Here is an 11296-nt window from a genome sequence, read left to right on the forward strand (position 1 = left end):
ATGCTTAGTAGATTTCATGCCTAATAGTCAAGGAAAATCCACATATTATTATGAATGGAAATGCTTTGACGAAAAAATAGGCATGGCCTAAGAATCTCCGGCTTCTACAAGCCGGAGAGGTTCAAAACATACACATATTAAAGAAAAAAATTAAACATACAGTTTTTCACTATATTATTAGACCACAAATATTTAAAATAATGATCAATAATTTTGCCTGTTTAGAATTTATTTTAATTTAAGTGATTGATATTTTTCATTAAAATAAATAAACTCAAAAAAAAAGCATCACATAATTAATAGATGCATGAATATGACTAAAATGAGAAAAAAAATAAAATGAGCAATGTTTTCCAAATCACATATGATTTAAAAACATTGCTTTAATATTGTTTCAACGCAGATAAATTAAATCTACTTAATTTTAATATTTACAGATTTAGTTACTTTTTTATAGAGTGAATTACCTTTATAGGTTATAACAGATTTAAAAGTACCTTTTTTAGTTAATTTGGTAATTTTAAATATTGCTTTACCATTGCTATTGGTTTTAGCTGTATAGGTTTTACCTTTCACTTTAAGAGTAACTTTGACATTTTTAATAACTTTATTTTTATGATTTTTCAAGGTTATTGTGTACTTTTTGGTTTTAACAGTACGTTTAAATGTTTTCGCTTTAGCAGTTATTTTCGGAGTTCCTTTAGCGACTACAACTTTAGCATCCCTAATTGAACTATCATAAGCTAAATCACCTGCAAAAGTAACTGTTGCAACATATGTTTTTGGTTTTAAATTACTTGGAACGGTAATTGATATTTGACCTGCAGAGTCTGTAACCCCACTATAGGTTTTATCATTAAGTACAACATAAAGTGTTTTACCACTTACAGGATTAGCTTCATAATCTCTTAAAGTAATAACCATTTTTTTACTGTTTAAATAAACAACACTTAAATCATCAGCATAAACTACAGTTGAAGATTTAATGCCCAATATTGCTTTTCCAGCATCTTCAATAATCTTTATAATTTCTGTAATGTTTATGTATTTAGAGATATCGAAATCTTTGATAAAGTCAATGATATTATCAATAATACCAGTGATGTTAAAGAATTTAGTAATGTTATCTAAGAAACCAGTGATATTTAACTTATTAAATAACTCTGTAAAGTTCAAATTATCTAAAAATCCAGTAATATTTAATTTATTAAATAAATCAGTGAAATTCAAATTATTTAAAAATCCAGTAATATTCAAACCATTGATAAACTCAGTGAAGTTAAAGTTATCTAAAAATTCAGTGAGATTTAACTTATCCAATAACGCAGTAAAGTTCAAATTATCTAAAATTTCAGTAATATTCCAACCTTTAAATATATCAGTAAAGTTCAAATTATCTAAAAATTCAGTAATATTCAAACCATGGATAAACTCAGTGAAATTGAAATTATCTAAATATTTAGTAATATTTGAAAGTCCAGTGATATTCAGACCATTTATAAATTCAGTAAAGTTGAAATTATCTAAAAATCCAGTAATATTTAAATTTTCTAAAAATCCGGTAATATTCAAACCACCAAATATATTAGTAAAATTAAGGTTATCTAAAAATCCGGTAATATTCAAACCACCAAATATATTAGTAAAGTTAAGATTATCTAAAAATCCAGAGACATTCCAATTATTGAAAAATTCAGTGAAATTCAACTTATCAAAAAATCCTGTAATGTTCAAACCACCAAATATATTAGTAAAGTTAAGGTTATCTAAAAATCCAGTAATATTCCAATTTTTAAATAATTCAGTAAAGTTCAAATTATTTAAAAAATCAGTAATATTAAAATTATCAAAAATACCAGTGAGATTCAAACCAGTAATATTTAAACCAGACAATAAACTAGAAGCATTCCAATTATCAAAGACGCCAGTGAGATTCAAACCAGACAATAAACTAGAAGCATTCCAATTATCAAAGACGCCAGTGAGATTCAAACCTGTGAAATTAAAACCAGTCCAGAAACTAGAAATATTCCAACCAAAGACCTCGGTGAAATTAAAATTAAAAACTCCATTTCCATCATTTAAAACAACACCATCTTGTTGAGCACCAAGGACATTATCAACATTAATTTTGGTCGGAACTGATTTGATTTCGTCGGAATTAGTATCTTCAATAACATTTACAGTCGTATCAACATCAGTCACATCATTTTCAGTTGATTGATTATTTACATCATCAGTTATGTTTTCTTCAATAGTTCCAATCTCAGTTGCCAATGATTTGTCTTCCAAATCATTTATTTCATCGACAGCTATTTGATCATTAATATTGGAATCTTTAACTGAAGAAATTACATCATTAGTGAAATTATCACTATCTGAAGCACTTACTGCACCAACAGCAAGTAAAGAAATAAGTATAACTGAAAGTATAAACGTATATTTCTTCATTAATTATTCCTCCACACTTTTGAAAAAAATCTAAAATAATATATAGATATTATTTGAATTATATTATTTAAGATAGTTATACTATATTTAACCACTTATAAAAACTTTTATAAAAAAAAACAACATCTTTAATAATATTTTTATTATGATTTGATTTTTCGACCAAAAATATCAGCATGATGTTAAAAATACTAATCATTATAATATTTCATGTGAAATTCAAGGATAGAAACCTTTTGATTAAAAACTGAAAATGATTCACATCACCAATTAAACATCAATAATTGTTGGACTAAACTTCATATCAATTATTTGTGTCATCATGAATAATGAAATATGATAATTATAAATTTGACAAATTTAATATATTTGTTATGACTAAATTTTTATATGAACATTAATTAAAAGTAGTGAGATAATTTTTTATGTCAAGCATGAGTAGCGTTGCAGGACTTTCAAAATATATAACCACCCTGCCCAAAACAAAATTTTCCATAATTGGAATGATATTGATAAGTACCCTAACAGGATCATTATATTTTTTAATTGATTCCGTGAGCCATAGTATTCTAGAAGAAATCTTATATGGTGGAATTTATTTTTTAATGATTATCGGCATTACATCAATTATGAGTGGTGGGCTTAATCAGCAGGTCATAAGTATAATGGATGGTATAAACGTTAAAATAAAGCATTCCATGTTTTTGTCTGCACTTTCAATGACAATATTATGTATTATATTACTTATTGGAGGAGTAATTTCAAGAATCCTAAATTTGGATATCTTTTTAAACTCATTATTATTCGGTTGTGTTTTGATATATGGGTTCAACACATTAGTATTCTGGGCCACTTCAAAGATGAGGTTCACAAAAGCGGTTACAGCAGCATTAATTCAACCAGTACTCATATTGGCAATGTACATTCTCGTTACATTTTTAGTAATTGACACTAGTTTTTTAGGACCTATAATTATACAAATTACATTAAAAGCATTGATTGCGGGAATAATCTTTGTTTTAGCAATTTATGCATTTATCACAATAATAGCTTCCCCATTTAAGAAAAACTTAGGAATTGGAGTTTTAGATTTATTGAGTTTATTCATTGCACACATGAACGAAGGTTCAAATTCTCTTGAAGGACTGTTTGAAAATATGAGTGAAGCTATTGATACAGTAGTTACTTTTGTTAGTTTCAAGACTGAAAAAGGAATAAAAGCATTATTTATTTCACCATCTGTCCATCCTGGCCCACTTGGAGACCTTGGAGGATCAAACATGCCCACAATACTGGCAAACAAATTCGATCACTTCACAATGGTCGCACATGGACCATCAACTCACGATTTCAACCCAATTGCAGTTTCTGAAATAGATAAAATCGAAACTGCAGTAAAAAAGGGATTGAAAAAAGTCGAATATAAACCTAGCGCAAGCGAATTTGTAAGATACAATGCACAAACAGCAAACATTGGAGTTCAATTTTTCAATGAAGGGATGGTGATATTATCAACATTTGCACCAGAGGGCAGCGACGACATTGAATTTGGTGTTGGACTTACAATGATGGCTCAAAGCAGAAGCAAATGTGCTGTTAAAGATTCGATAATAGTTGATTGTCATAATTCTTTTGCACCTGAAAGCGGAGAAGTTTTGCCTGGAAATTCTGAAGTATTCTATTTAATTGATGTAATTGATAAAATTGAGACAGATCAAAATAAAACAAGCATAAAAATTGGATGCTGGCAAAGCACCATGGACACACTTGATAAACAGGAAGGAATTGGAGAAAGTGGCATAAAAACAATGATTATAGAAGTTAATAATCAAAGAACAGCATATGTTTTATTTGATTCCAACAATATGGAAGTAGGATTTAGACAGGAGATAATGGAAGCCGTAAAAGATTTGGAAATCGATGAAATTGAAGTAATGACTACTGATACACATACAGTCAACACCATTTCAAGAGGATATAATCCTATTGGAATTACCAAAAGACCTGAAATTTTAGAATATGTTAAAAAAAGTATAAAAGAAGCAATTAATGATTTAGAAGAAGTTGAAGTTGGAACTGGAACCGAAAAAATAGAAAATCTCAACACATTTGGTCCAAAAAATTCAACTGAACTAATCTCAACAATCAGTTCAGTTGTTGCAGTCAGTAAAATTATAGCTCCAGTTTTACTAATAACTTCATTAATAATTGCATTTATTTGGATATTCTTCGGTTTATAAGTACATTACAAAGATTGTGTATGAAATAACCCAAGTAAAGAAAAATGGTGCAATTCCATCCCATAACCATTGAGAAAATCCAGAAATTTCATCTCCAGCCATTTTTTGACTGAATTGACCTACAAAATAAAGTATTATTAATGCTACAAAGCCAGCAAATATATCATTTTTAAATCCAACCCAACCTACAGTCAAAGCAGTTGAAATTATAGCGGCGACAAGTGCAGCAACAATATGAATACTAGTAACCTTAATAGTTGTGTCCATTGATATCCTCCTTAATTAAATATATTAATATAATTTTAGTAATTATAATATATTAAAGTATTGATTGATAAAAAAAAAGGTGTTTACTATGAAACCCATGTCCAATGTAGACATATTTACAATAAGTGATGAACTGAATAATTTATTAAGTGGTGCTCGAGTAGATAAATCATTCCAACCAACAAAAGACATTGTAGTAATGAGATTCCACGTCCCCGGAACCGGAAGAATTGATTTAGTAATGCAATGTGGCTCAAGAATACATACAAGCCAATATCCCCTCGAAAATCCTACCACGCCTCCAACATTTCCTATGCTTTTAAGAAAAAGAATTAAAGGTGGGCATGTTGAAAGCATAAAACAACATAATTTTGATCGTGTGGTTGAAATTAGAGTCAAAAAAGACAAATATTACACAATAATAGTTGAATTATTTGACAAAGGGAATATCATTCTTTTAGATGATGAAAACAATATCATTTTACCCCTTAAAAGGAAACATTGGAGCAATAGAGACATAAGTTCCAAAAGAGAATATGTTTTCCCGGAAGAAAGAGGAATAAACCCAATAAACATTTCAGAAAATGAATTTACAGAATTATTTGAAAATAACAGCGACAGCGACGTTGTCAGAACACTTGCAAGAAACGGACTTGGAAGTCTATATGCTGAAGAGGTTATCGCAAGAGCAAATGAAATAACTGAAATCGATAAAAATACAGTGAATAACAATCTTACAGAAGAACAGATCAATGGATTATATGAAGGATTTAAAAAATTGTTTGACAATTTAAAGAATGAATCCATCAAACCACAAATCGTCAAAAGTGATTCTAAAGAAGATGTGATTCCTCTTGATTTAATGAAATATGATTCATTTGAAAAAACATATTATAATACTTTCAATGAAGCCTGTGATGAATTCTATTCAAAAAAAGTAAACACCGACATCAAACAGATTAAAGAAAATGCATGGAATAAAAAGGTAGGCAAATTTGAAAAAAGATTAAAGTTACAGCAAGAAACACTTGATAATTTTGAAAAAACAATTGCCGACAGTACATTTAAAGGAGAAGTAATCTATTCAAATTACACAACCATCGAAAACATAATAAATGTAGTAAACACAGCTAGAGATAAGAGTTACTCTTTTAAAGAAATTGGAAAAACACTCAAAAAAGCCAAAAAAGACGGAATGGAAGAAGCTCAAATATATGAATCAATCGATCCATTAGGCGTTTTGACATTAAACATAGACGGTACAACATTAAACATCAATCCAAAATTGACAATACCTGAAAATGCTGAAAATTACTATGAAAAATCTAAAAAAGCTAAAAGAAAAACAAAAGGTGCTTTAATAGCTATTGAAAACACTAAAAAACAGCTTGAAGAAATCAAATCTAAAAAGGACAGTGCAATGGAAAACATTTCAGTGCCCAAAAAAAGAGTTAAGAAAAATCTCAAGTGGTATGAAAAATTAAGATGGTTTGTAAGTTCCGATGATGTTTTAGTGGTTGGCGGTCGTGACGCAAACAGTAATGAAAGTGTTGTGAAAAAATATCTAGAACCAAATGATATTTATTTACATGCAGATATACATGGTGCGACATCAACTGCAATAAAATTAAATGGAAATAAATTAAATGACAATCTCCTTAAAGAATCTGGTGAGTTTGCAGCATCATTTTCATCTGCTTGGTCAAAAGGTTTCACATCTCAAGACGTATTTTGGGTCCATCCGGACCAAGTTTCGAAAACACCTGAAGCGGGAGAATTTTTAGCGAAAGGATCATTTGTAATAAGAGGCCATCGTAATTATATTAGGGGAGCAAGATTAAAATTAGCTGTAGGAATAGTTGATTATGAAGGTAAACGAATTATGGCAGGTCCAATTGAAGCTTTAGAAAAGCACAGTCAAAATTTTGTTGTTTTAAAACCAGGTTTTACAAAAAAAGAAGCAATAGCTAAAAAAATATTGCATAAAATAAATGAAGACGATTTAATAACTCTTGATGATATAATAAGAGTGTTGCCGTCTGGAAAATGCGATATTGATGAAGAGTATCATCAAAGAAAAAAATATGAAAAAAATTAATCCTGATAGTTTTCAGGATCAAACTCAAAATATTCATCCGGATTCATGACCACTACATCAATGTTAGGGTTGAATTGACTAACAAAATTAGCAAAAATTGCAGGGTCCTGCTCTATTGGAGGAAAAGTATTGTAATGCATAGGTATAACTGCTTTAGGGTTTAACCACATTGAAGCCAATGCCGCTTCAAAAGGACCCATTGTAAACTTATCACCAATAGGAACCAATGCAATATCAGGTTTATAAATCTCCCCAATAATTGTTTTCATGTCACTGAATAATCCAGTATCACCGGCATGGAATATTTTTGTACCATCTTCAAATGTTATTAAAAAGCTTGCAGCAGTTCCTCCAGGAACTGTTTCTTCAACAATGTCAATGTCTGAGGAATGTTTAGCTTCAAGCATTGTAAATTTAATATTTCTAAAGATAAAAGAACCGCCAATATTAACACTAATATTTCTAATGCCCTGTTTTGCTAAAAAGAGTGAAATTTCGTGGATACATGCAATAGGAGCATTAGTATTATTGGAGATTTCCAATGCATCACCAAAATGATCAGAATGACCGTGAGTAAGTAATATAATATCAGGGTTTAAATCCTCAACTGGCACTTGACAAGCAGGATTATTGCTAATGAACGGATCAATCAATATTTTAACATCATCATCGCTAATTATTTCAAATGCTGAGTGACCTAACCATCTTATTTCCATTATGCAGCACCACCAACACTATTCATGACAACAGATTCATCAAGGCTGGATGCAATATCCCATGTCTTTTCAAAGTCAGACCTAATATCTGAAATGGAATTCCTATCATCATAAATTGCACCATATTCCATTCCGTCAGGACCATCTGAAATAATCATCGCATGAGAATCATCAGTAATTAAATTAACGGTATGTACTTTAGGAACAGTTCTAATATGAACTCCCTGTTTTAAAAGAGAAGATATTAAAAACATGTATGACATATCTGAAACATCGAATTCATCAATAATTACTCTGGAATAAATTGTAGGCACATGAGATAAAAATCTGTCTGATAAATCATTCAAGGAAGGAATTTCCAGCATTATTTCTTTAGTTACATTCACAGCCAGATTATCGAAAGCATCCTGGGAAGATACTAAACTTTCATTATATATTACATAACTGTTAAGAGATTTTGGAACTGGAAGACTTTCAGGATCATTAATATCAATTTTAATATCCCTAGGTTGTGTAAATTCTTCAGTTTCTGGTTTATGTTCGACAGTAATCTCCTCGGCAGGAGCCTCTTGAGCTAATGCTTTTTTAATTTCATTAGATTTATCAGTTTCAACTATGAATTCTGGTACATCCTTGGTGAAATAATCTTCTTCACGTCTTTTAGGGGCTCTAGTAACTTTTAACGGTTTGTCATACCTAGGAGTGAAATGAAGTTGTCTGTTGAAATCTGCATCTTCATGTGGTTCCTGACGAACAACATTTAAAACAGCTTTCGGATTATTTTCATGAATATCTTCATAAGAAGTATCAGATGAAGGTTCCTGATAATCTTCAAGCATCAATTCATCATAATTTGTATCATCATACTCATTGAATTCTCTTCGAACATGTAACGGCTGATTAGGTTTATCAGATTTCCTTTCAAACCGATTAAGAGAACGAGAATCAAATTCATTTGAAGTAATAAATTCTTTAATAGCATTTGTAGTCCTATCTGCATTTGAATCGACAAAATAACTAACAATCATAATTATTCCGACAATTGAAATGACAAGACCAACAATTAATAAAATATCTAATAAGTTATATACACTAGTCTCATACGCTATGAGAATACCTACTACAAATAAAATAAAACCTGAAACTAACTTTAATGTATTTCCCACGATTTCACCCTTATCAATTTAATCACTCTATATTTAACTAATTATATTTTATCTACAACACTATTAATAAACCTAATGGAAAAAATAGGGAAAAATCAATAAAAAAATTTTTTCGTAATACTTTTTTAAAAAATAGTAATATTCATATAATTTGAAAATCTATAATTATAATTGGTGAAAATATGAAAAAAATAAACACACTCATAAATGAAAATTCCGGACAAGGAGCTGCAGAATACATTCTACTATTTGGTGGAGTGATTGTTATTGCATTACTTGCATTAACAATTTACCGATCCTATATGGAGACCAGTGACAGAAGTTTAAAAGCAAAAGACGACATCATAGATGTCAGAAACACAATATTGGACAACAGAACCCATGTATAAAAAGAAATTAGACAACAAAGGACAGGGAAGTGCAGAATTGATCCTAATAACAGGAGGATTGATTGTTATAATACTTCTAGTTGCAAGCTATATGTCCAACATAACCCAAAAAACGCAAACAACATTAAATAATTTGTTAAAAGAAGAAAGAGATTATTTAATAAATAAAATTTGAAAATAGGGACATTAACCCTATTTTCCACTAATTAATGAATTTAAAATTTCAGCCCATGATTCAGAATTAATATTGACTAAATTCATATCTGTTCTGGTCAATACTCTAATATTCTGAGGACATGCAGTTACACAAGCACCGCATAAATTACAGAAGTCTAAATTGGTAACAGATTTCCCATCAATAATTTCAACTGCATTACATGGACAAACATCCAAACAAGCATGACATGAGTCGCCTTTGCAAATTTTTTCTTCAGTTTCCACCAATTCAAGTTTGCCTTCAAATGGTTTAGTAACTGTAATTGCATCAACAGGGCAAATCTCAGAACACCATGAACAGCTGACACATGAATTCTCTATGATAAATGCCTCACCGGAAATTTCAGGAACTTCAATTTCCTCACGCAACATACAAGTTGAACAAACTTCTTTAATTGCATCTTCTGGACAAATTCTTTTACATACACCACAGTATACACATTTGGATGTATCAACTTCAATGGAATTATTCAGTTTATCAACACTTGATGATGCAATATTTTTAAGAGTAATAGCTTCAGCAGGACATAAATCTGCACAGAAAGAACAATAAATACACTTATCTTCATCGAAACTTATTTCACCACGAACTAATGTGGAAATATCTGGAAGTTTTCTTTCAAATAATATAGAATCTCTTGGACAGACAGATTTGCACCTTCCACAATAAATGCACTCTTCTTCATCAATAGTGGATTGAACTTCCCATAAAGGATAAGAATCATCATTTTTAATATTATTACCATCAATTGTCAAAGATAATGCATCAAATGGACAAGCTACTGAACATAACCCACAGAATACACAAGAATCACTAACAGAAATTAAATCCATCTCTATTAATCCTCGTGCAATAGGAACCAACGGACCCAATCTCAAGGAAGAAGTAGGGCATGTATCAACACAAATCCCACAACCAACACAAGTTACATCATTGTAAGACAATTTACGGTGTTCTTCACCAACACGCTCTATATCAAACATAAAAATACCTCATGCTTTAGATATAGCTTGATTTGGGCAATTTTGTATACAAAGTTCACAATCATCACAATTTTCAGGGACTATCTTTACATCCCCATCTTCTTCAATAATTGCACCTTGTTCACAAAGTTTAATACATAATCCTTGCACTGGACAATCTTGGATATGTCCACATGCCTCCGAATCAATTTTTACTGCCATATAACCACCTCAAATAATTTCATATGATTATTATTAAAAATAATGCACATGTAATTAAAAATTTATCGAAATGAATATATAAACATATCGATTATATTTCGGCTAACGAATTAGATATCCTCTATTATTTATCTCACCACTCCGAATACGAGTGGAAGAAATTGGATTTCCATCATAAGCCAACACAAAACTAACAACAACAATATCAAGAGGTTTCATACCTTTAGAAATTCTAATCTCATTAATCTTAACTGCAGTTGGTTCTGTCTCAGCACTTACAACAATAGCTTCAAAATCACCATCATAAATAGTAGTACCATAAGGATCTTCCAAAGGAACAACAGTGAAATTAGATTTATCAGAAAAGAAATATTTAAGATTCTTCATTCTCAATTCACAAGAATCAATATTACCTTTTAAACCTCCAAAATCATCTGAAGTTACACCAATCTCCACAAAATCTCCGATTTCAAAAGCAGTCGATAATAATTTCTTATGACCATCATGGAATTTGTCAAAAGTTCCTCCAACAGCCACTTTAGAATAATTTTTAGAATTCATAATATTG

General features: G+C 30.2%; 11 protein-coding genes. 4 read left to right on the forward strand and 7 right to left on the reverse strand.

What is annotated here, in order from left to right:
- Positions 1-414 precede the first annotated feature (414 nt).
- Positions 415-2451, reverse strand: a complete 2037-nt coding sequence (locus tag QZ143_RS00955; RefSeq protein ID WP_292880349.1) for a hypothetical protein — start codon at positions 2449-2451, stop codon at positions 415-417.
- A 425-nt stretch (positions 2452-2876) separates the two neighbouring features.
- Between QZ143_RS00955 and QZ143_RS00960 the strand changes: the two genes are divergently transcribed.
- Complete coding sequence (locus QZ143_RS00960; RefSeq protein WP_292880352.1) at positions 2877-4691, forward strand: DUF2070 family protein; 1815 nt, start codon at positions 2877-2879, stop codon at positions 4689-4691.
- Here the strand turns inward: QZ143_RS00960 and QZ143_RS00965 are convergent.
- Complete coding sequence (locus tag QZ143_RS00965) at positions 4686-4958, reverse strand: hypothetical protein (protein WP_292607083.1); 273 nt, start codon at positions 4956-4958, stop codon at positions 4686-4688. The two genes, QZ143_RS00960 and QZ143_RS00965, sit on opposite strands and share 6 nt — an antisense overlap.
- Before the next feature lie 88 nt (positions 4959-5046).
- Here QZ143_RS00965 and rqcH point away from each other — a divergent pair, with 88 nt between their 5' ends.
- Positions 5047-7056 carry a ribosome rescue protein RqcH gene (gene rqcH / locus QZ143_RS00970; RefSeq protein ID WP_292880355.1) on the forward strand — a complete coding sequence of 670 codons (2010 nt, stop codon included), beginning with the start codon at positions 5047-5049 and terminating at the stop codon, positions 7054-7056.
- Here rqcH and QZ143_RS00975 read toward each other — a convergent pair.
- Both QZ143_RS00975 and QZ143_RS00980 read right to left on the reverse strand, forming a co-directional pair.
- On the reverse strand, positions 7053-7772 hold the full coding sequence (locus tag QZ143_RS00975) for a metal-dependent hydrolase (RefSeq protein ID WP_292607078.1): 720 nt from the start codon (positions 7770-7772) through the stop codon (positions 7053-7055). The two genes, rqcH and QZ143_RS00975, sit on opposite strands and share 4 nt — an antisense overlap.
- Complete coding sequence (locus QZ143_RS00980; RefSeq protein ID WP_292607075.1) at positions 7772-8938, reverse strand: hypothetical protein; 1167 nt, start codon at positions 8936-8938, stop codon at positions 7772-7774. Before QZ143_RS00980 ends, QZ143_RS00975 begins: the two co-directional genes overlap by 1 nt.
- Positions 8939-9120: 182 nt before the next feature.
- Here QZ143_RS00980 and QZ143_RS00985 point away from each other — a divergent pair, with 182 nt between their 5' ends.
- The gene (locus tag QZ143_RS00985; protein ID WP_292607073.1) at positions 9121-9327 is read left to right on the forward strand and encodes a class III signal peptide-containing protein; all 207 of its coding nucleotides are present in this window, start codon (positions 9121-9123) and stop codon (positions 9325-9327) included.
- Positions 9287-9502 carry a class III signal peptide-containing protein gene (locus QZ143_RS00990; RefSeq protein ID WP_292880358.1) on the forward strand — a complete coding sequence of 72 codons (216 nt, stop codon included), beginning with the start codon at positions 9287-9289 and terminating at the stop codon, positions 9500-9502. Before QZ143_RS00985 ends, QZ143_RS00990 begins: the two co-directional genes overlap by 41 nt.
- Positions 9503-9519: 17 nt before the next feature.
- On the opposite strand, the gene fwdF is transcribed toward QZ143_RS00990, so the two are convergent.
- From fwdF to QZ143_RS01005, 3 genes are all read right to left on the reverse strand, one after another.
- Positions 9520-10527: a tungsten-dependent formylmethanofuran dehydrogenase subunit FwdF gene (gene fwdF / locus QZ143_RS00995; protein ID WP_292880361.1), complete on the reverse strand. Its 1008-nt coding sequence runs from the start codon at positions 10525-10527 to the stop codon at positions 9520-9522.
- 9 nt (positions 10528-10536) lie between these two features.
- Entirely contained in the window at positions 10537-10728 is a 192-nt protein-coding gene (locus QZ143_RS01000; RefSeq protein ID WP_292607067.1) for a 4Fe-4S binding protein, read from the reverse strand.
- Positions 10729-10830: 102 nt separating this feature from the next.
- Positions 10831-11289: a phosphopantetheine adenylyltransferase gene (locus tag QZ143_RS01005; RefSeq protein ID WP_292607064.1), complete on the reverse strand. Its 459-nt coding sequence runs from the start codon at positions 11287-11289 to the stop codon at positions 10831-10833.
- Positions 11290-11296: the final 7 nt, after the last annotated feature.

Origin of the sequence: Methanobrevibacter sp. UBA188 (genome assembly GCF_905234905.1) — an archaeon.
GTDB lineage: Archaea > Methanobacteriota > Methanobacteria > Methanobacteriales > Methanobacteriaceae > Methanocatella.